Source organism: Streptomyces sp. SID8374 (assembly GCF_009865135.1).
In the GTDB taxonomy this organism is placed as follows: Bacteria; Actinomycetota; Actinomycetes; order Streptomycetales; family Streptomycetaceae; genus Streptomyces.
The window spans coordinates 3,533,778-3,553,358 of record NZ_WWGH01000001.1 but is presented as its reverse complement, the minus strand read 5'-3'; the positions used below and the strand labels follow the sequence as shown (position 1 = coordinate 3,553,358).

The window sequence follows — 19,581 nt, the reverse complement described above, 5'->3', positions numbered from 1 at the left end:
CTGCTGCCTTGCGGCTTGCTGCGAAACCAGACTGTACAGGAGGTGGGAGGTCCAGGTCGACTTCACTCCTGGTGGTGACACCGTCACCGCTCCCGGCGCCTCCGTGTCAGGGTGCCAGGGCGTCGATCGCCTTCACGATCCGCTTGTCGGAGACCGGGAACGCGGTGCCCAGCGCGTGCGCGAAGTAGCTCACCCGCAGCTCCTCGATCATCCAGCGCACGTCCAGCACCTCCTGGCCCACCGGCCGTCCCTGCGGGAGCTGTTCGAGCAGCCACGCGTACTCGTCCTGCATCTCGTGGACCTTCGCCATCCGCGTGGTGTCCCGCTGCACGGCCGTCGGCATCTGCTGGAGCCGCCGGTCGGCCGCGACCAGGTACCGCATCAGGTCCGGCAGCCGCCGCAGCCCCGTCGCCGTGACGAAACCGGGCGGTACGAGACGGGCCAGCTGCTCCCGTACGTCGGCGACGTTGGCGACCAGCGTCAGGCTGTTGGTCGACTTCAGCCGCCGCTCACAGGCCTGCCAGGCGGCCAGGATCTGCTGCACCTGGTCGATCGTGCGGACGGTCAGGTCCACCAGATCGGCGCGCACCTTGTCGTACAGCGTCCGGAACGCCTTCTCGTCCGACGCCGGGCCCCCGTGCGCGGCGATCAGCCGGTCGGCGGCGGCGGTGGCGCAGTCCTCGAAGAGGGCCTGGACCGAGCCGTGCGGGTTGCGGGACAGGGCGAGCTTCTGCTGGTTGGTGAGCCGGTCGGAGGCGAACTTCGCCGGGTTGACCGGGATGTTCAGCAGGATCAGCTTCCGGGTCCCGCACCACATGGCCTGCTGCTGCTCGGCCTCGGTGTCGAAGAGGCGTACGGCGACGGTCTCGCCCTGGTCCACCAGTGCCGGGTACGCCTTCACCGGCTGCCCGGCCCGGCGGGTCTCGAAGACCTTGTTCAGCGTGCCGATCGTCCAGTCCGTGAGGCCCGAGCGTTCGATGGACTCGCCGGACGGTCCCGCGGTCGCCGCGGCGGCCTTGGAGAGCGCCTGGCGGGCCTTCGGGCGCAGCTGGAGCTTCAGCGCCTCCAGGTCCTTGTCCTCGGCGACCTTGCGGCGCCGCTCGTCGACGATCCGGAAGGTGATCTTCAGGTGGTCCGGGACCCGGGAGAGGTCGAAGTCGTCCGCCGTGACGGGCACGCCGACCATCCGCTGGAGCTCCCGAGCCAGGGTCTGCGGCAGCGGCTCCTGGAGCGGAACGGCCCGGTCGAGGAACTTGTCCGCGTAGTTCGGCGCCGGGACGTAGTGCCGGCGGATCGGCTTCGGCAGCGAGCGGATCAGCTCGGTGACGACCTCCTCGCGCAGCCCCGGGATCTGCCAGTCGAACCCCTCGGAGGTGACCTGGTTGAGCACCTGGAGCGGGATGTGGACGGTCACGCCGTCCGCGTCCGCTCCGGGCTCGAACTGGTACGTCACCTTGAACTTGAGCTTCCCCTGCCGCCACGAGTCCGGGTAGTCGTCCTTGGTGACGGCCCCGGCCTTCTCGTTGATCAGCATGGAGCGCTCGAAGTCGAGGGCGTCGGGCTCCTCGCGCTTCTTGTGCTTCCACCACGAGTCGAAGTGCGCCCCGGAGACGATGTGCTCCGGAATGCGCTGGTCGTAGAAGTCGAAGAGCGTCTCGTCGTCCACGAGGATGTCGCGGCGCCGGGCGCGGTGCTCCAACTCCTCGACCTCGCCGAGGAGTTTGCGGTTGTCGTGGAAGAACTGGTGGTGCGTGCGCCAGTCGCCCTCGACCAGGGCGTTGCGGATGAACAGGTCCCGCGAGGCCTCCTGGTCGATACGGCCGAAATTGATCTTGCGCTGGGCGATGATCGGCACCCCGTAGAGCGTCACCCGCTCGTACGCCATCACCGCCGCCTGGTCCTTCTCCCAGTGCGGCTCGCTGTAGGTGCGCTTCAGCAGGTGCTGCGCCAGCGGCTCGATCCACTCGGGCTCCACCTTGGCGTTGACCCGCGCCCAGAGCCGCGAGGTCTCCACCAGCTCCGCCGACATCACGAAGCGCGGCTGCTTCTTGAACAGCGCCGACCCCGGGAAGATCGCGAACTTGGCGCTGCGCGCGCCCAGGTACTCGTTCTTCTCGGTGTCCTTCAGCCCGATGTGCGACAGCAGCCCGGCCAGCAGCGAGGTGTGCACCGCCTGCTCGGGGATGGACGCGTCGCCCTTGGGCTCCTCGACCACGATGCCCATCTGCTTGGCGACCGTACGCAGCTGCGCGTAGATGTCCTGCCATTCGCGGATGCGCAGGAAGTTCAGATACTCCTGCTTGCACATCCGGCGGAACGAGGACGAGCCACGCTCCTTCTGCTGCTCGCGGACGTAGGCCCAGAGGTTCAGATACGCCAGGAAGTCGGACGTCTCGTCCTTGAACCGGGCGTGGTTCTGGTCCGCCTGCGTCTGCTTCTCCTGGGGCCGCTCGCGCGGGTCCTGGATGGAGAGCGCGGCGGCGATGACCATGACCTCGCGGGCGCAGCCGTTCTTGTCGGCCTCGATGACCATGCGGGCCAGACGCGGGTCGACGGGCAGCTGGGAGAGCTTGCGGCCGAGCGGGGTGAGCCGCTTCTTCGGATCCTTTTCACCCGGGTCGAGGGCCCCCAGCTCCTGGAGGAGCTGCACGCCGTCGCGGATGTTGCGGTGGTCCGGCGGGTCGATGAACGGGAACTTCTCGATGTCGCCGAGCCCGGCCGCGGTCATCTGGAGGATGACGGAGGCCAGGTTGGTCCGCAGGATCTCCGGGTCGGTGAACTCCGGCCGGGTGACGAAGTCGTCCTCCGAGTAGAGCCGGATGCAGATGCCGTCCGACGTACGGCCGCAGCGGCCCTTGCGCTGGTTGGCGCTGGCCTGGGAGATCCGTTCGATCGGCAGCCGCTGGACCTTGGTGCGGTGGCTGTAGCGGGAGATACGGGCGTTGCCCGGGTCGATCACGTACTTGATGCCGGGAACGGTCAGCGAGGTCTCGGCGACGTTGGTCGCGAGGACGATGCGGCGTCCCGTATGGCGCTGGAAGACGCGGTGCTGCTCGGCGTGCGACAGGCGCGCGTAGAGGGGGAGCACCTCGGTATGTCTGAGGTTGCGCTTGTTCAGCGCGTCCGCCGTGTCCCGGATCTCGCGCTCCCCGGAGAGGAAGACCAGGACGTCACCGGGGGCCTCGTGGCCCAGCTCGTCCACGGCGTCGCAGATCGCGGTGATCTGGTCGCGGTCGGAGTCCTCGCTGTCCTCTTCGAGCAGCGGCCGGTAGCGCACCTCGACGGGGTACGTACGCCCGCTGACCTCCACGATCGGCGCCTCGCCGAAGTGGCGCGCGAACCGCTCCGGGTCGATGGTCGCCGAGGTGATGACGACCTTCAGGTCCGGGCGCTTGGGCAGCAGCCGGGCCAGATAGCCGAGCAGGAAGTCGATGTTGAGGGACCGCTCGTGGGCCTCGTCGATGATGATCGTGTCGTACGCCAGCAGCTCGCGGTCCGTCTGGATCTCGGCGAGCAGGATGCCGTCCGTCATCAGCTTCAGATACGTCGACTCCGGGTTCACCTGGTCGGTGAAGCGGACCTTCCAGCCGACGGTCTCGCCCAGCGGCGTCCTCAGCTCGTCCGCGACCCGCTCCGCGACCGTACGGGCCGCGATCCGGCGGGGCTGGGTGTGCCCGATCATGCCCCGGACGCCGCGCCCCAGCTCCATACAGATCTTAGGGATCTGCGTGGTCTTCCCGGACCCGGTCTCACCGGCGACGATCACGACCTGGTGGTCGCGTATCGCCTCCAGGATCTCGTCCTTCTTCTGGCTGACCGGCAGCTCTTCCGGGTACGACAGGGCCGGCAGCCGGGCCGCGCGCGTGGCGAGCCGTTCGGCCGCCTTGCCCGCCTCGGCCGCGATCTCGTCCAGCACGGACTGGCGGGCCTCGGGCTTGCGGATGCGGCGCGCTCCTTCGAGGCGCCGGCCGAGCCGGTTCGCGTCACGGAGCGAGAGCTGTCCGAGCTGGGACTGGAGATCGGCGAAGGAAGTAGACATACGGATCCCAGGATCTCACCCGGGCGTCAGGAGTGGCGACCTCATTTCGCGCGGACTGCGTCACGCGGAGGGGGCGCGGGGGCGCGGGTGACCGGTGACCGATGCGGCGGGCGCGGTGACAGCACGTACCATTTCGGGCAGTCGAACGCTCAGCCTCCCCGCACGCAGTCTCCCCGCACGAAAGGTGCCGGTCCCGTGTCCCGTACGCAGTGGTGCTGCCTGACAGCGCTGCTGGCGATCGTGATGGGGCTGCTGTGCGGACCGGTGGGCGCGGCTCCTTCTTATGCTGACGCGTCATCCCCTGAGGGCGTCGCGGTCACTGTGGGGGAGGCCGTTACGGCGACCGCTGTGGACGCTGCCCCGGCCCCTGTGGTGGAGGCCTTCGATACGGGCGCCCCGATCCCCGGCTGCCGGGAGCCCGGCGACCACGACAGCGAGCCCGCCGTGCCGACCCGGGCCCGTGCCGCGTACGACCAGGCCCCCGGCCTCGCCCCATGGGGGCTGCCCGCCGCGACGGGCGCCCTGCCGGCCGAGCCGCCGCCGGGGATACAGGTCCGGACCCCGGTCCCGGCCACACCGACCCCCGTAGAGCTCTCCGTGCTGCGGGTGTAGGCCGGGCCACCCGCCCGACCCGCACCTTTCCCTCTCCTTCCGCACCACCAGCACGGAGTGCCGCATGCCCACGCCCAAGAACACCAAGCCCTCCTCCCGCAAGCCCCTCCTCTACGGCGCCGTGATCGTCGTTGCCGCCGCCCTCCTCGGCTTCGCCTCCTACAAGGCCACCGCCCCCGGCAGCTCCTCGGCGGAGACCACCCCCGCGGCCGAGGTCTCCGGCGACCCGCAGGCGGGCGTCTACCCCGAGCTGGCGAAGCTGGCCCGCCGCGACGCCGACGACAGGCTGGCGGTCGGCCGCGCGGACGCCCCGGTCGTCCTGATCGAGTACGCCGACTTCAAGTGCGGCTACTGCGGCAAGTTCGCCCGGGACACCGAGCCCGAGCTGATCAAGGAGTACGTCGAGGACGGCACCCTGCGCATCGAGTGGCGCAACTTCCCGATCTTCGGGGAGGAGTCCGAGACCGCCGCGCGCGGGGCCTGGGCCGCCGGGCAGCAGGACCGCTTCTGGGAGTTCCACGCGGCCGCCTACGCCGAGGGGGCGAAGGAGAAGGGGTTCGGCAAGGACCGGGTCAAGGCCCTCGCACAGGAGGCCGGGGTCAAGGACCTGGCCCGGTTCATGAAGGACCTGGACGGCGAGGCGGCCCGCGCCGCCGTCGCCAAGGACCAGGAGCAGGGGTACGGGATCGGCGCCACGTCCACCCCGTCGTTCCTGATCAACGGCCGCCCGATCGCGGGGGCGCAGCCGAAGGAGACGTTCACGCAGGCGATCGAGGCGGCGGCGGAGCAGGCGAAGACGACGGGCAAGGCGGGCGCCACCGGGGACACGACCACGGGCTCCGGCGACGCGTCCGCCGACTCCGGGGACTCCGCCAAGTGACGGCGGACATCGGCTACTTCGCGGCCTTCCTCGGCGGGCTGCTCGCCCTGGTCAGCCCGTGCAGCGCCCTGTTGCTCCCGGCCTTCTTCGCGTACTCCATCGACTCCACCTCGCGCCTGCTGGCCCGTACCGGCATCTTCTACGCCGGTCTCGCCACCACCCTCGTCCCGCTCGGGGCGGCCGGTTCGTACGCGGGGCGGCTCTTCTACGGCCACCGCGACGCCTTGGTGACGGGCGCGGGCTGGCTGATCATCGTGCTCGGCGCCGCACAGATCGTCGGCCTCGGCTTCGCCTCCCGGCGCATGGCGGAGATCAGCGGCCGCATCCGCCCCACCACCGCCTTCTCCGTCTACGCCCTGGGCGCGGTCTACGGCCTGGCGGGCTTCTGCGCGGGCCCGATCCTCGGCAGCGTCCTGACCGTGGCGGCGGTGAGCGGCAGCCCGGTCTACGGCGGCCTGCTGCTGGCGGTCTACGCGCTCGGGATGGCGGTCCCCCTCTTCGTACTCGCCCTGCTCTGGGAGCGGTTCGACCTGGGCCGCCGCACCTGGCTGCGCGGGAGGACCGTCCGGCTCGGCCGGTTCCGGCTGCACACGACATCGCTGCTGTCGGGCCTGTTCTTCATCGGCCTGGGCGTGCTGTTCCTCGTCTACGACGGGACGACCGCGCTCCCCGGCCTGCTCGGGGTCGACAGCTCGTTCGCGGTGGAGCAGTGGGTGCAGAAGCTGGGCGAGCGGGTGTCGGACGCGGTGCTGCTGGGGGCCGTGGTGCTGGTGGTGCTGGGTGTTCTCGGCGTACGGGCATGGCGGCGGCGCGAACCGGCGTCGCGGAAGGTCGGGAAGGAGGCCGGGGAGGGGTGAGAACGGCGAAGGCCCCGTCCAGAGGACGGGGCCTTCGAGAGGTGGCTGGGGCCGGGATCGAACCGGCGACCTATCGCTTTTCAGGCGATCGCTCGTACCAACTGAGCTACCCAGCCACGCAGCCGCTGGGGCTGCAAGCGGTCCTGACGGGATTTGAACCCGCGGCCTCCACCTTGACAGGGTGGCGAGCACTCCAAACTGCTCCACAGGACCAAGCAATGTGCGAAACAAGTCTCGCACACGGTGAAACGTGCCCCCAACGGGATTCGAACCCGTGCTACCGCCTTGAAAGGGCGGCGTCCTGGGCCACTAGACGATGAGGGCTATTGGCCCGCCGGTTCGCTTTGCAGCGCGTCGGGGACGTGAGAAGCATATGGGATGGGTGGAGCTATCGCCAAAACGGTTTACGGCGAGGGCGTCGGCGGTGCCGACGACCCTGTCGTGGACGGGCCGGGAGAGGGCGAGGCGGGGGTCTCCTTCTTCAGGTTCTCCTCCGGCAGATGGCGGCTGACCTCGGCGGTCGTCAGCCCGAGACCGCCGAGCGTGATCTCGTCCCAGGCCTGGAGACGGCGGGTCTCGCGGTCCAGGTAGAGCACCGAGGCGCGTACCTTCTCGGGCTTGTCGTTCTGCACCGCGCGCAGCCCGCCGCCGCCCGTGGAGCCCTCGACCTTGAGCCGCGTACCGAGCTTGAGCTGTTCGTTGACCCGGTGGTGGACATGGCCGGCCAGCACCAGCGGAACCGTGCCGTCCGTCTGCCGGGCGGTGTTCGGGTCGTGGGCGACCGCGATGTCGACCGGGGTGCCGGCCTGCTCCTGGTCGCGGAGGGCGGAGGCCAGGCGCATGCCCTCCAGCTCCGCGGCCGCCTTGCCGCCGACCGGCTTGGTGCGGTCCGGGGTGAACGAGACGTCGCCGGTGCCCGCGATGCGCAGTCCGGCCACGTTCACGGCCCGGCCGTTGTCCAGGACGCGTACGTTCCGGAACTTCTCCAGGTACGCCTGCGTGACCTTGGAGTCGTGGTTGCCGCGCACCCAGACGTAGGGGGCCCCGAGGTCGCGGATCGGGTCGAGGAAGCCGTTCTCGGCGGCCGAGCCGTGGTCCATCGTGTCGCCGGAGTCGATGATCACGTCGATCTCGTACTGCTTCACGAGCGAGGCGATGATGTGCCAGGCCGCCGGGTTGAGGTGGATGTCGGAGACGTGCAGGGCGCGGATGGTCCCGGGGTCCGGCTGGTAGACGGGGAGCGTGGAGGTGGCGTCGTACAGCCGGGTGACGTTGGTGACCAGGCGGGCCAGCTCCTGCTGGTAGATGTCGAACTCGGTGACGATCGACCGGGCGTCGCCGACGAGGGACGGGGCGCTGGAGAGCAGCCCGGAGAACTTGGGCTCCAGGACGGACTTCGGGTTCCAGGTGGCGTACGCGCTGACGCCCGAGGCGGCCAGCAGGGTCAGGGCGAGCCCGCCGGCGGCCAGGGCGCGGCGCGGGCGGCGGTAGACGACGAGGCCGAGCGCGGTCGCCCCGGAGATCACGGCGACGCAGGAGCGTACGGCCAGCTCGCGGGTGCCTGCGGCGACGTCCCGGGTGACCTCGTCCTGGAGGCCGGAGAACCGTTCCGGCTGGTCCACCAGGGCCTGCGAGCGCACGGGGTCGAGGCGGTCCACGTCCACGTCGAGGCGGAGCGGGGCGATGTGCGAGTCCAGCTCCAGGGCGCCGAGCGGGGACACGTTGATCTTGCTGCCGCCGGTGAGGGACGGACGCAGGGTCATGTTGGTGTCCATGGGGCCGACCGGCGTACGGATGGACCCGACGGCGAGCAGCCCGAGCCAGGCCCCGATCACGACGACGGCGAGCATGGAGAGGGCCCGTACGTACGGCTTCGGGGTGGCGGTGCCCAACAGGTCGCCGGTGGCGGGCTTGCGTGCCGGGTGTTTCGGGGACTTCGCGGAGTTCGGGCGGACGAGCTGGGTGAGGCGGTGCCGGACGCGGTCGGCGGCGGCACGGAACGGGGCGCGGACCATTGGGCGCGTATGCCCCGGTACGGCTCCGCCCATGCGGGGTGCCGGCGGCGGAGTGGATCACACGCCAGGCGCGGAGTGGCCGTGCAGGGGATCGGGTCCCGGCCGCGAAGTGGATCAGGGGCGGGCGCCACCTGCCCGTGGCGGGCCCCGGTACGTGACAATGGCGGGGTGCTGGAGATGACGCGGGAGCAGTTCGAAGAGCTGGTGAGCCAGGCTCTTGACCGGATTCCGCCGGAGCTGATGCGGCTGATGGACAACGTGGCGGTGTTCGTCGAGGACGAACCGGAGCCCGGCGACCCCGACCTGCTCGGGCTCTACGAGGGCACCCCGCTCACCGACCGCGGGGAGTGGTACGCCGGGGTGCTGCCGGACCGGATCACCATCTACCGCGGCCCGACGCTGCGGATGTGCGAGACGCACGAGGATGTCGTGGCCGAGACCGAGATCACCGTGGTCCACGAGATCGCCCACCACTTCGGCATCGACGACGAACGGCTGCACGCCCTGGGTTACGGGTGAGCGAGCGGGCACCGGACGAGCTGCCGGAGCCGGGGCCGCCCGCCGCCTCGCAGCCACGGGTGCTGGGCGCGGTCGCGGCGGGCGGCGCGCTGGGTGCTCTCGCGCGCTACGTGGCCCTGGTGCTCTGGCCGACCACCCACGGCGGCTTCCCGTGGACGGTGTTCGCGGTCAACGTGAGCGGCTGCGCGCTGATCGGCTTCCTGATGGTGCTGACCGTGGAGCGCGGCCGGGTGACGCACCCGCTGGTCCGGCCCTTCCTCGGCGTCGGCGTACTCGGCGGGTTCACAACGTTCTCGACGTACGCGGCCGATGTCTCGGGCCTGCTGGTGCGTCAGGAGCTGGTGGTGGCGGTGGCGTACATGGCGGCGACGGTCGTGGCGGCGCTGGCGGCCGTGTGGGCGGGTGCGGTGGTGACGCGGCGGCTGCTGGACGGGGGAGCCCGGAGCGGTCGGGGCGTACGGGACGGGGAGCGCGGGTCCGCGCGTGGCGGGGGGCGGGCGGCGTGAACTGGCTTCTGGTGGCGGTCGGCGGGGCGGTCGGCGCGCCCCTGCGCTATCTGACGGACCGGGCGGTCCAGGCGCACCAGGGCCGGGGTGTCGCGTACGTCTTCCCGTGGGGCACGTTCACGGCCAACGCGGCGGGCAGCCTGATCCTCGGGGTGCTGACGGGGGCCGCGGTCTCCTCCCCGGTGCACGCCCTGCTGGCGACGGGGCTGTGCGGGGCGCTGACGACGTACTCGACGTTCTCGTACGAGACCCTCCGCCTGGCCGAGACGGGCCGGCCCTTCCTCGCCGCGGCCAACGTGCTGGCGTCGCTGCTGGTGGGGCTGGGGGCGGTGTTCCTGGGGGCGGAGCTGGCGGGCGGGTTCGGGGGGTAGGGGGGGGCGGCTTGAGGTTGCCGGGTTCGGGGGGTAGGGGGGGGCGGCTTGAGGTTGCCGGGTTCGGGGGGTAGGGGGTTCGGCTCCGTCCGAGGCTGCCGGGTGGGCCTGGCGGGTCCCGTGAGCCGGGGCCGAGGTGTGCTGGGGGCCCGGGGCTGGAGCGGGGCTTCGGCCTGGGGCTCGGGCGGGGCTTCGGCCGGGCCTGGCGGGTCCCGTGAGCCGATCCGGCGCGCCCTCCGGCCCGGGGCCGCCCGGTCCATCGGTGCTTCGGGCGTGTCTCCGGCGGGGTCCGGGGAGTTGGGCACGGCACCACACCACCGCGTACGGCGTGCTCCATGCCGTACGGGACAACCCACACCACCGCGTACGGCGCGCTCCATGCCGTACGAGACATCCCACCCCGCCACCCCGCCCCCCGCTCTCCCCGCCCCGGAGGTGCCACCCGTGCGCAAGTTGTCCGTCCCTGTCCGCTGGGCAGCCGTCACCGTGCTGACGATCGCCGCGTCCACCGGCTGTATGAGCGTCGGCGACGACGGCGCGAGGCCGGGCCCCTCCGGCTCCTCCGACTCGAAGGGCCGGACCGCCGACCCGGACGACGACACGACGGCCGGATCCGGCGACGCCGGACACCGTGGCGGTGACGCCCACACCCACTCCGACGGGGACCCCTCCGACCGCAAGAGCCCCAAGGGGAAGCCGAGCCCGGAGGCGTCCGGGAGCGCTGTGCCGTCGGACACGTCGAAGGGCCCGCGCCCCCAGCCCGGCGCCCCTCACCCGCCGCGCCCCGGCCATCCGGCGCCCCCCACGCCTTCCACGCCCGGCCCGGGGGAGCCGCCGCCGGTCGTTCCGGAACCGCCCGCCCCGCAGCCTTCCCCCGACCCGGACCCGGACCCCGAACCGGAGCCCACCGAACCCTCCGAGCCGCCCCCTTCCGCGTCGCCCGCCGCGCAGCTGCGGACGCAGTCGATGGGGGGTGCGGAGGAGAGTAGGCCGTTGCGGACGCCGGAGGCATCACCGCAGGTCAGGCCGGTGTAGCCGGAGGCGGGAGGGGGCCGGGTTGCGCAATGCGGGTGAGGGTGCGTATGGTGGTAGATCGTTTGATCCCATTGCCCGGCGCCGACACAGAAGAGCGCCGTGTGGCGCGTACTCTCCCTTGCCGTGGCTGGACCGCATTGAGGCGGTCGAAATTGCGAATCACGGAGTTACGGGCGCGTGCCGAGACTCCGGAAGGTTTCGCATTTCGCATGTCAATTTCCAGTTCTGACCACACCGTCATGCCCGAGAACATCGACAACGCCGAGCTCACCGAGCTCGTCGAGGCCGCTGTGACCGAGGCCCCCGCCGGCGCCACCACCGCAGCCGAGAAGGCTCCGGTGGCCGAGAAGGCGGCCGAGAAGTCCGTCGCCGACTTCATCACCGAGGACAAGCCGACCGAGGCGCCCGCCAAGACCGAGGCCGCCGCCGAGGCCGAGACGGACGAGGCTCCCGTGGCGGAGACCGACGCCGAGCCGACCGTCACCTTCGGCGACCTGGGCCTGCCCGACGGCATCGTCCGCAAGCTCGCGCAGAACGGTGTGACCGCCCCCTTCCCGATCCAGGCGGCGACCATCCCGGACGCCCTGGCCGGCAAGGACATCCTCGGCCGTGGCCGTACGGGCTCCGGCAAGACGCTCTCCTTCGGCCTGCCGCTGCTGGCCACGCTCTCCGGTGGCACCACCGAGAAGAAGAAGCCGCGCGGCATCATCCTCACCCCGACCCGTGAGCTCGCGATGCAGGTCGCGGACGCCCTCCAGCCGTACGGCGACGTGCTCGGCCTCAAGATGAAGGTCGTCTGCGGCGGTACGTCGATGGGCAACCAGATCTACGCGCTGGAGCGCGGTGTCGACGTCCTCGTCGCCACCCCGGGCCGGCTGCGCGACATCATCAACCGTGGCGCCTGCTCCCTGGAGAACGTCCAGGTCGCCGTCCTCGACGAGGCCGACCAGATGTCCGACCTGGGCTTCCTGCCCGAGGTCACCGAGCTGCTGGACCAGATCCCCGGTGGGGGGCAGCGGATGCTCTTCTCCGCCACCATGGAGAACGAGATCGGCACGCTGGTCAAGCGCTACCTCTCCAACCCGGTGACGCACGAGGTCGACAGCGCCCAGGGCAACGTCACGACCATGTCGCACCACGTCCTCGTCGTGAAGCCGAAGGACAAGGCGCCGGTCACCTCCGCCATCGCCGCCCGCAAGGGCCGCACGATCATCTTCGTCCGCACCCAGCTGGGCGCCGACCGCATCGCCGAGCAGCTCATCGAGTCCGGCGTGAAGGCCGACGCGCTGCACGGCGGCATGACCCAGGGCGCCCGTACGCGGGTCCTGGAGGACTTCAAGAAGGGTTACGTCAACGCGCTCGTCGCGACCGACGTGGCCGCCCGCGGTATCCACGTGGACGGCATCGACCTGGTCCTGAACGTGGACCCGGCCGGTGACCACAAGGACTACCTGCACCGCTCGGGCCGTACCGCCCGGGCCGGCAAGTCCGGTGTCGTCGTCTCGCTGGCGCTGCCGCACCAGCGCCGCCAGATCTTCCGCCTGATGGAGGACGCGGGCGTCGACGCCTCGCGCCACATCGTCCAGGGCGCGGGCGTCTTCGAGCCGGAGGTCGCCGAGATCACCGGCGCCCGTTCGCTCACCGAGGTCCAGGCCGACTCCGCGAACAACGCCGCCAAGCAGGCCGAGCGCGAGGCCGCCGACCTGACGAAGCAGCTGGAGCGCGTCCAGCGCCGCGCCGTGGAGCTGCGCGAGGAGGCCGACCGCCTGGTCGCCCGTGCCGCGCGCGAGCGGGGCGACGACCCGGAGGCAGCGGTGGCCGAGGTCACCGCCGAGGCGGAGGCCGCCCTGGTGGCCGCCATCTCCGTCCCCGAGCAGCCGGCCGCCCGCGAAGAGCAGCGCCGCGACGAGCGGGGCAACTACGAGCGCCGCGACAACCGCGGTGGCGACCGTGGCGGCTACCGAGGCGGCAACGACCGCCGCGACGACCGCCCGTCCGGTGGCTTCCGCTCCGGTGGTGGCGACCGTCGCGACGACCGTGGTGGCCGTCCGTTCGAGCGTCGTGACAACGACCGCCCGTCGTTCAACCGCGACCGCCGCGACGAGCGCCCCTCGGGTGGCTTCCGCTCCGGTGGTGGCGACCGTCGCGACGACCGTGGTGGCCGTCCGTTCGAGCGTCGTGACAACGACCGCCCGTCGTTCAACCGCGACCGCCGCGATGACCGCCCCTCCGGCGGCTTCCGCTCCGGCGGCGACCGCCCGACCGGTGGCTTCCGCTCGGGTGGCGGTGACCGTCGCGACGACCGTGGTGGCCGTCCGTTCGAGCGTCGTGACAACGACCGCCCGTCGTTCAACCGCGACCGCCGTGACGAGCGCCCCTCGGGTGGCTTCCGCTCCGGCGGCAGCGACCGCCCGTTCAACCGCGACCGCCGCGACGACCGCCCCGCGGGCGGCTTCCGCTCGGGTGGCAGCGACCGCCCGACCGGCCGTCGTGACGACCACCGCGGCGCCAACACCGGTACCAACACCGGCACCTTCGGCCGCCGCGACGACAAGCCGCGCTGGAAGCGCAACGGCTGACCCCGCACCGGCCGCTTCCCGGCCGGCCAGGTCCGCCTGACAGACCGGCAGGGCCCGTACGCCACCGAACCGACTCGGTGACGTACGGGCCCTGTTGCTGTTCCCCGCGCCGCCCCCACAGGGGCGCGAACCGGCGCGAAAGGGACGCGACGGGGGCGTGACAGGGGCGTGACCGGGGCGTGACAGGGCCCGACACCGATACCGGATCGGCTGCTGGGATCGGGCGGGCTATGCTCGTGGGTGATGTTGCAGGGGCCGTTAGCTCAATTGGTCAGAGCAGCGGACTTTTAATCCGTTGGTTGTGGGTTCGAGTCCCACACGGCCTACCGACACGGCACCGGGCGTACGCCCGTGACATGCGAGGAAGCGCCCCCATCCGGTTCTGCCCGGGCGGGGGCGCTTCGGCGTTCTCACCCCCACACCCGGTCCAGGAACCGCGATCAGCGGTGCGATGGCGGGCAGTTGGTCCTCCAGGGCGAAGTGGCCCGTGTCGAACAGGTGGAGTTCGGCGTCGGGTACGTCGCGCAGGTAGGCGCGGGCCCCGGGCTCCGGGAAGAACGGGTCGTTGCGGCCCAGGTGATCAGGGTGGGCGGGGTGTGCTCGCGTAGCCAGGTCTGCCAGTGCGGGTACTGCTCCACGTCGCGGTGGTAGTCGACGACCGGGCCCGCAATCCGCTCCGGGTGGCGCAGGGCCAGCCGGGAGCCGACGGGGGCGCCGAAGTCGAAGACGTACAGCACGAAGCGGGTCAGGCCGAGCCGTTCCGTGAAGCCCTCGGTGATGTCGGCGAGGCGGTCGAAGGAGTACGTGAAGCCGGCGGGGGCCTCCGTGTGGCCGAAGCCCGGGTAGTCCGGCGCGATCAGCCGGTGGTGTGGTGCCCATCGCGTCGCTCAGGCGCCGGAACTGGTGCGAGGCCGACGGGAAGACGTGCAGCAGCAGGAGGGCCGGGGCGTCGGGCGGTCGGGGACCGACTCGCGGTAGAAGACCCGGACGCCTTCGACGTCCACGTGGCGGTGGGGGTGCTTGGCGGTGACGCTCAATCGGGCGCTGGCTCCAGCGCCATCGCACCGGCTGACCCCGCCGACCCCGCAACGGGGTGTGGTCGGAGTGGCCGCTCCGATGGCGTAGAGTGGTGTTTACCGACGCGGGGTGGAGCAGCTCGGTAGCTCGCTGGGCTCATAACCCAGAGGTCGCAGGTTCAAATCCTGTCCCCGCTACTGAAGATCCAGGCCCGGTACGCAGATCACTGATCGCGTGCCGGGCCTGAGTCGTTTCCGGAGCCCGACGCTTTCCGGCTTGACCTTGACGCAGCGTAAAGATCTAGCGTTTCCGGCATGGAGTGGTCCATCCAGGAAATCGCCAGAAGGGCCGGCACCACGAGCCGCACGCTCCGGCACTACGGGGACCTCGGTCTCCTCACGCCGAGCCGGGTCGGGAGCAACGGCTACCGCTACTACGACCAGGACGCCCTCGTCCGGTTGCAGCGCATCCTGCTGCTGCGGGGGCTGGGGCTGTCCCTGCCCGCCATCAAGGGGGTGCTCGAAGGGCAGCGGGACACGGCCGTGGCGTTGCGGGCGCATCTGCTCCTGCTCGAACAGGAACAGGAGCGCATCGGGCGGCAGATCGCCTCGGTGCGGACCACTCTCCACAAGACGCAGGAGGGGAGGGAACTCATGGCCGAGGAAGTGTTCGACGGGTTCGACCACACCGCTCATGAGCGGGAGGTGACCGAGCGCTGGGGGCGTGAGGCGTACGAGAAGGGCGACCGGTGGTGGCGTTCGCTCGGGGAGGCCGGGAAGCAGGCATTCCGGGACGAGCACGACGCCATCGCGCGGGACTGGGGGCGGGCCAGGGAGGCCAGGGTCCGTGCCGACAGCGAGGAAGCGCAGGGGATCGCTCGGCGGCACTGTGCGTGGCTGTCCACGACGGTCGCTCCCAGCCGGTCGTACGTCATCGGGCTCGGCGAGATGTATGTCGCCGATCCGCGCTTCGGAAAGAACTACGATCGCTACGGGGACGGCACCGCCGCCTTCGTACGGGATGCACTGACGATCTACGCGGAACAACGGCTCTCCGGCTGACCAGGGGAGCGCAGGGGTTCCCGGCCGCTTTTTCCCCCTATTTGGCCGACGACGAGTCGCCGCACGGCGCGGCTCCGGGAAGCCTGGACGGGGCGCGGTACCGTCCGCAGCCGTGGCCGGACCGGGCAGGAGTGCACAGGTGGGGATGGCGGAGAAGGGGCGCGGACGCGTGACGGGGAGCTTCGGCCTCCCGGGGCGCGGGCTGTCCGGCTCCGGGCGGGGCAGGTCCGGCTCCCCGGGAGGTTCCGCGGGGCGAGGGAAGCCGGGAAGTTCCGCCGGGCGCGGGAAGCCGGGAGGGTCTGCGGGGCGCGGGAAGCCGGTGGTGGCCCAGAACCGGGGCACCCGGCGGTTCGTCCGGCTGCTGCCGGTGCTGCTGATCGGCGGCGGGCTCCTCTTCGACTCGCTCGCCCCGCCCAACTTCACCGCCGTGCCCCTGTTCGTGGCCGCGCCGCTGATCGCCGCGCCCTTCTTCTCGCTCGCCAGCACCATCCGTACGGGTGTGGCCTCGGTCCTCTCCGTCATCGCGATGCGGCTCTCCGACGGGACGTCCACCCAGGTCGTCCCGGTCATCGAGATGATCACGGTCCTCACCGCCGCGGCCCTGGCCCTCGTCATCAACGGGGTCGTGCGCCGCAGCAACGAGCAGCTGGCCTCGGCGCGGGTCATCGCGGAGACCGCCATGCGGGCCGTCCTGCCGACCCCGGCGGAGCGGATCGGCGGGCTCCAGGTGGCGGCGCGGTACGAGGCGGCGCAGGCGGACGAGTTCGTCGGCGGGGACCTGTTCGCGGTGGCGGACACCCCGTACGGCGTACGCCTGGTCGTCGGCGATGTGCGCGGCAAGGGGCTGGACGCCGTGGAGGCGGTGGCGGTGATCATCGGGGCGTTCCGGGAGGCCGCCGAGCAGGAGCGGTCCCTGGAGGGCGTGGCGCAGCGGCTGGAGCGGGCGCTGGCGCGGGAGGGGACGCGGCGGTACGGGCTGGACGCCATGGAGGGGTTCATCACCGCCGTACTGGCCGAGATCCCGCCCGGTTCGGCCTCGCTGCGCCTCGTCAACCGCGGCCACCCCGAGCCGATCCTGCTGCACGCGGACGGGGCCCTGGAGGTCCTGGCGCCGTCCGTGCCCGCGATGCCGCTGGGGATGGACCTCGGGGTGTGGCCGGACCGGTCCGACGAGTGGGAGATGCCCCCGGGGTCGACGCTGCTCGCCTTCACGGACGGGCTCTCCGAGGCGCGGGACGCGCACGGGGTCTTCTACGACCCGGCGGCCCGGCTGCGCGGCCGGATCTTCCCCGGCCCCGAGGAGCTGCTCTCGGCGCTCACCGACGACGTACGGCTGCACACCGGGGGCCGGTCGACGGACGACATGGCGCTGCTCGCGGTCAGCCGGCCGGCGGAGGGGCAGCCGCCGCGGCGTACGACGGTGAAGATCGTCGGCCGGGGCGATGACACGGTGCGTAATTGAAGGGCGCCGCTCCGCATAACAGTTGACACACCATCAGAAAAAGAGGTGTGGGCGAGGGGTCGTCAAGTCGTCCGATTCGGGCCGCTTGTGGACGGTAAGTTCCCGCCGGAGCCGTTAATGATCAACAGGAACAGCTTGGAATCGGGCCCGTCTGTCTATTAACGTTCGATAACGCAGCGCGGTCGTCCCAGCCGTCGTCAGAGACGGCGCCGTGCGCGAGCGCCGAATCCCGCAAGGGAACCGGGGAACCACCTACATGGGGTGAATCGGACGCCTGTGTCTCGTGAGAGGCGGAGGGGTCCGTAGGAGACCTTCCTGCTCCGAACCCGTCAGCTAACCCGGTAGGCGAGAAGGAAGGAAAGGAGTGCGCCCACGTGGCGTCCAACAAGCCTGCCCCTGAGGCCCCGTCACCCTTCACTGCCGATGGCCTCGGTGGTCCGGAGCGGACGTGGGAGGAGTGGAACCCCACCGCGGAGTCCGTCCGTCCCGTGCGCGGCAAGCACCGCGTGGCCAAGCAGCGAGGCCTCGCCCGCAGCTCCACGGTCCTCGGGGTCGGCGTCATAGCGGCTGTCGGTGCGGGTGGCATGGCCACCGCCCAGTCCAAGCCCCCGGTCTCCATCTCCCTTCCCGATTCCATCGCGGACAACCTCCCCGACGCCAAGTCCCTTCCCGGTGTCGGGGCCTTCATGTCCGACGAGGCCGAGGCCGCCCCGGTCACCGCCGCCCCGCTCACCACCGCGGGCATCACGACCGCCGAGGCCGACCAGGGCACCACCGACGCCGGTGAGGCCCTGCGCGCCCGCATCCTCCAGCAGGCCGAGCAGCAGCAGGCCAGCGCCGACGCCGAGGCCAAGGCCGCCGAGGAGAAGGCCGCGGCCGAGAAGGCCGCCGCCGACGCGAAGAAGCAGCAGGACGAGGCCGAGGCCGAGGTCAAGGCCAAGCTCGCCGCGGAGAAGAAGGCGGCGGAGGAAGCGGCCGCGAAGAAGGCCGAGGAAGAGCGCCTCGCCAAGCTCCGCGCCAGCTACACCCTGCCCACCTCGTCGTACACGCTCACCTCGACCTACGGTCAGTCCGGCGCGATGTGGTCCTCGGGCCAGCACACCGGCCTGGACTTCGCCGGGGCGGCCGGATCGCCGCTCAAGGCCGTGCACAGCGGCACGATCACGTCGGCCGGCTGGTCCGGTTCATACGGCTACCGCACGGTCCTCCAGCTGGAGGACGGTACGGAGATCTGGTACGCCCACCAGTCCTCGATCGACGTCTCGGTCGGCCAGAAGGTCAGCACCGGCGAGACCATCGGCCGCATGGGCGCCACCGGCAACGTGACCGGCGTCCACCTCCACCTGGAGGTCCGCACCGCCGGCGGCTCGGCCATGGACCCGGCCGCCTGGCTGAACAGCAAGGGCCTCTCCGTCTGATCCGTCCGAGGAGCCCTGATCCCTCTGAGGAGCCCCGATCCCTCCGAGGATCCCTGATCCGTCCGAGGGTCCCGCTCCGTCCGAGGGTCCCGCGCTCCTTGCAGGTGCGCACCCCTCGCAGGGGCGTACGCACCACCCCGAAACCCCGGCAGCCCTGACGCTCACCCCCCGACGTCAGGGCTGCCGGTCTCTCCGGCGGAGTGCGGGCGGATGGAATATCCGGCTCCGGCACCGTCGTTGAACACCCACATGACTTCTCTGCGCACCCTCGGCAGCTCCGACCTCCAGGTCTTCCCCCTCTCCCTCGGCGGCAACGTCTTCGGCTGGACGGCGGACGAGGACCAGTCCTTCGCCGTCCTCGACGCGTACGCCGCGGCCGGCGGCAATTTCGTCGACACCGCCGATGCCTACACCGCCTGGATCGAGGGCAACCACGGCGGCGAGTCGGAGACCGTCATCGGCAAGTGGCTCGCCTCGCGCTCCAACCGCTCCGACATCGTCGTGGCCACCAAGGTCGGCGCCCACCCCGACTACAAGGGGCTCTCCGCCACCACCATCAAGGCCGCGGCCGAGCAGTCGCTGCGCCGCCTCGGCACCGACCACATCGACCTCTACTACACGCACTTCGACGACGAGACCGTCCCGGTCGAGGAGATCATCACCGCCCTCGACCAGCTGGTGAAGGACGGCAAGGTGCGCCACATCGCCGCCTCCAACATCAGCCCGGAGCGCCTCCAGGCGTCCCTGGACTTCTCCGAGCGCGAAGGCCTGGCCCGGTACGTCGCCCTCCAGCCGCACTACAACCTGGTCTCCCGGGACACCTACGAGGGCCCGCTCCAGGAGACCGCCGCCCGCGCCGGGCTCGCGGCCGTACCGTACTTCGCGCTGGCCGCAGGCTTCCTCACCGGCAAGTACCGCCCGGGCGCGACCGTGGAGAGCGCCCGCTCGGCCAAGGCGGGCGAGCACCTGGAGTCGGAGCGCGGCCGCAAGGTGCTGGCCGCCCTCGACAAGGTCGCCGCGGAACGGGACGCCGAGATCGCCACGGTCGCCCTCGCCTGGCTCGCCGCCCGCCCGACGGTCGCTGCCCCGATCGCCTCGGCCCGCACGGTCGACCAGCTCCCCGCCCTGCTGGCCGTCGCCGACCTGGAGCTGACGGACGCGGAGCTGACGGCGCTCACGGAGGCGTCGGCCTGAGCCGGACCGCCTGAAC

Annotated in this window: 14 protein-coding genes, 5 tRNA genes, 1 pseudogene and 1 riboswitch; of the genes and pseudogenes, 14 read left to right on the top strand and 6 right to left on the bottom strand. The window is 71.5% G+C overall.

Features of this window, described 5'->3' with window-relative positions:
- Positions 1–106: 106 nt before the first annotated feature.
- Positions 107–4,039, bottom strand: a complete 3,933-nt coding sequence (gene hrpA / locus GTY67_RS15490) for an ATP-dependent RNA helicase HrpA (protein ID WP_161279078.1) — start codon at positions 4,037–4,039, stop codon at positions 107–109.
- A 195-nt stretch (positions 4,040–4,234) separates the two neighbouring features.
- Here hrpA and GTY67_RS15485 point away from each other — a divergent pair, with 195 nt between their 5' ends.
- From GTY67_RS15485 to GTY67_RS15475, 3 genes are all read left to right on the top strand, one after another.
- Complete coding sequence (locus tag GTY67_RS15485) at positions 4,235–4,651, top strand: hypothetical protein (RefSeq protein ID WP_161279077.1); 417 nt, start codon at positions 4,235–4,237, stop codon at positions 4,649–4,651.
- 64 nt (positions 4,652–4,715) lie between these two features.
- The gene (locus GTY67_RS15480; protein ID WP_161279076.1) at positions 4,716–5,531 is read left to right on the top strand and encodes a DsbA family protein; all 816 of its coding nucleotides are present in this window, start codon (positions 4,716–4,718) and stop codon (positions 5,529–5,531) included.
- Positions 5,528–6,388, top strand: a complete 861-nt coding sequence (locus GTY67_RS15475) for a cytochrome c biogenesis CcdA family protein (RefSeq protein ID WP_161279075.1) — start codon at positions 5,528–5,530, stop codon at positions 6,386–6,388. Before GTY67_RS15480 ends, GTY67_RS15475 begins: the two co-directional genes overlap by 4 nt.
- Before the next feature lie 42 nt (positions 6,389–6,430).
- On the opposite strand, the gene GTY67_RS15470 is transcribed toward GTY67_RS15475, so the two are convergent.
- The 4 genes from GTY67_RS15470 to GTY67_RS15455 all read right to left on the bottom strand — a co-directional run bounded on the left by GTY67_RS15470 (position 6,431) and on the right by GTY67_RS15455 (position 8,403).
- Positions 6,431–6,504, bottom strand: a tRNA-Phe gene (locus GTY67_RS15470).
- Between the two features lie 22 nt (positions 6,505–6,526).
- Positions 6,527–6,601 (bottom strand) — tRNA-Asp (locus GTY67_RS15465).
- 38 nt (positions 6,602–6,639) lie between these two features.
- Positions 6,640–6,712 (bottom strand) — tRNA-Glu (locus GTY67_RS15460).
- Between the two features lie 80 nt (positions 6,713–6,792).
- The gene (locus tag GTY67_RS15455; RefSeq protein ID WP_161279074.1) at positions 6,793–8,403 is read right to left on the bottom strand and encodes a metallophosphoesterase; all 1,611 of its coding nucleotides are present in this window, start codon (positions 8,401–8,403) and stop codon (positions 6,793–6,795) included.
- 168 nt (positions 8,404–8,571) lie between these two features.
- Here GTY67_RS15455 and GTY67_RS15450 point away from each other — a divergent pair, with 168 nt between their 5' ends.
- The 6 genes from GTY67_RS15450 to GTY67_RS15425 all read left to right on the top strand — a co-directional run bounded on the left by GTY67_RS15450 (position 8,572) and on the right by GTY67_RS15425 (position 13,739).
- On the top strand, positions 8,572–8,922 hold the full coding sequence (locus GTY67_RS15450; RefSeq protein WP_015610126.1) for a metallopeptidase family protein: 351 nt from the start codon (positions 8,572–8,574) through the stop codon (positions 8,920–8,922).
- Complete coding sequence (gene crcB / locus GTY67_RS15445; RefSeq protein WP_161279073.1) at positions 8,919–9,428, top strand: fluoride efflux transporter CrcB; 510 nt, start codon at positions 8,919–8,921, stop codon at positions 9,426–9,428. Before GTY67_RS15450 ends, crcB (GTY67_RS15445) begins: the two co-directional genes overlap by 4 nt.
- Positions 9,425–9,799, top strand: coding sequence for a fluoride efflux transporter CrcB (gene crcB, locus GTY67_RS15440; protein ID WP_161279072.1), 375 nt, complete (start codon positions 9,425–9,427; stop codon positions 9,797–9,799). The genes crcB (GTY67_RS15445) and crcB (GTY67_RS15440) overlap by 4 nt, the downstream gene beginning before the upstream one ends.
- Positions 9,800–10,243: 444 nt before the next feature.
- On the top strand, positions 10,244–10,834 hold the full coding sequence (locus tag GTY67_RS15435) for a hypothetical protein (RefSeq protein WP_161279071.1): 591 nt from the start codon (positions 10,244–10,246) through the stop codon (positions 10,832–10,834).
- 239 nt (positions 10,835–11,073) lie between these two features.
- Positions 11,074–13,413, top strand: coding sequence for a DEAD/DEAH box helicase (locus GTY67_RS15430; protein WP_161279070.1), 2,340 nt, complete (start codon positions 11,074–11,076; stop codon positions 13,411–13,413).
- Between the two features lie 252 nt (positions 13,414–13,665).
- Positions 13,666–13,739 (top strand) — tRNA-Lys (locus GTY67_RS15425).
- Between the two features lie 84 nt (positions 13,740–13,823).
- On the opposite strand, the pseudogene GTY67_RS15420 reads toward GTY67_RS15425, so the two are convergent.
- Positions 13,824–14,450 (bottom strand): annotated as a pseudogene (locus GTY67_RS15420) (alpha/beta fold hydrolase).
- 103 nt (positions 14,451–14,553) lie between these two features.
- Between GTY67_RS15420 and GTY67_RS15415 the strand changes: the two are divergent.
- From GTY67_RS15415 to GTY67_RS15395, 5 genes are all read left to right on the top strand, one after another.
- A tRNA-Met gene (locus GTY67_RS15415) sits at positions 14,554–14,627 on the top strand.
- 117 nt (positions 14,628–14,744) lie between these two features.
- Positions 14,745–15,491 (top strand): MerR family transcriptional regulator, encoded by a 747-nt coding sequence (locus GTY67_RS15410; RefSeq protein WP_161279069.1) that lies wholly within the window; start codon positions 14,745–14,747, stop codon positions 15,489–15,491.
- A gap of 139 nt (positions 15,492–15,630) precedes the next feature.
- Positions 15,631–16,953 (top strand): PP2C family protein-serine/threonine phosphatase, encoded by a 1,323-nt coding sequence (locus GTY67_RS15405; protein WP_343238690.1) that lies wholly within the window; start codon positions 15,631–15,633, stop codon positions 16,951–16,953.
- A 210-nt stretch (positions 16,954–17,163) separates the two neighbouring features.
- A riboswitch (cyclic di-AMP (ydaO/yuaA leader) is annotated at positions 17,164–17,316 on the top strand.
- Positions 17,317–17,327: 11 nt separating this feature from the next.
- Positions 17,328–18,371: a M23 family metallopeptidase gene (locus tag GTY67_RS15400; protein ID WP_093693543.1), complete on the top strand. Its 1,044-nt coding sequence runs from the start codon at positions 17,328–17,330 to the stop codon at positions 18,369–18,371.
- A 249-nt stretch (positions 18,372–18,620) separates the two neighbouring features.
- Positions 18,621–19,565, top strand: coding sequence for an aldo/keto reductase (locus GTY67_RS15395; protein WP_093693542.1), 945 nt, complete (start codon positions 18,621–18,623; stop codon positions 19,563–19,565).
- Positions 19,566–19,581: the final 16 nt, after the last annotated feature.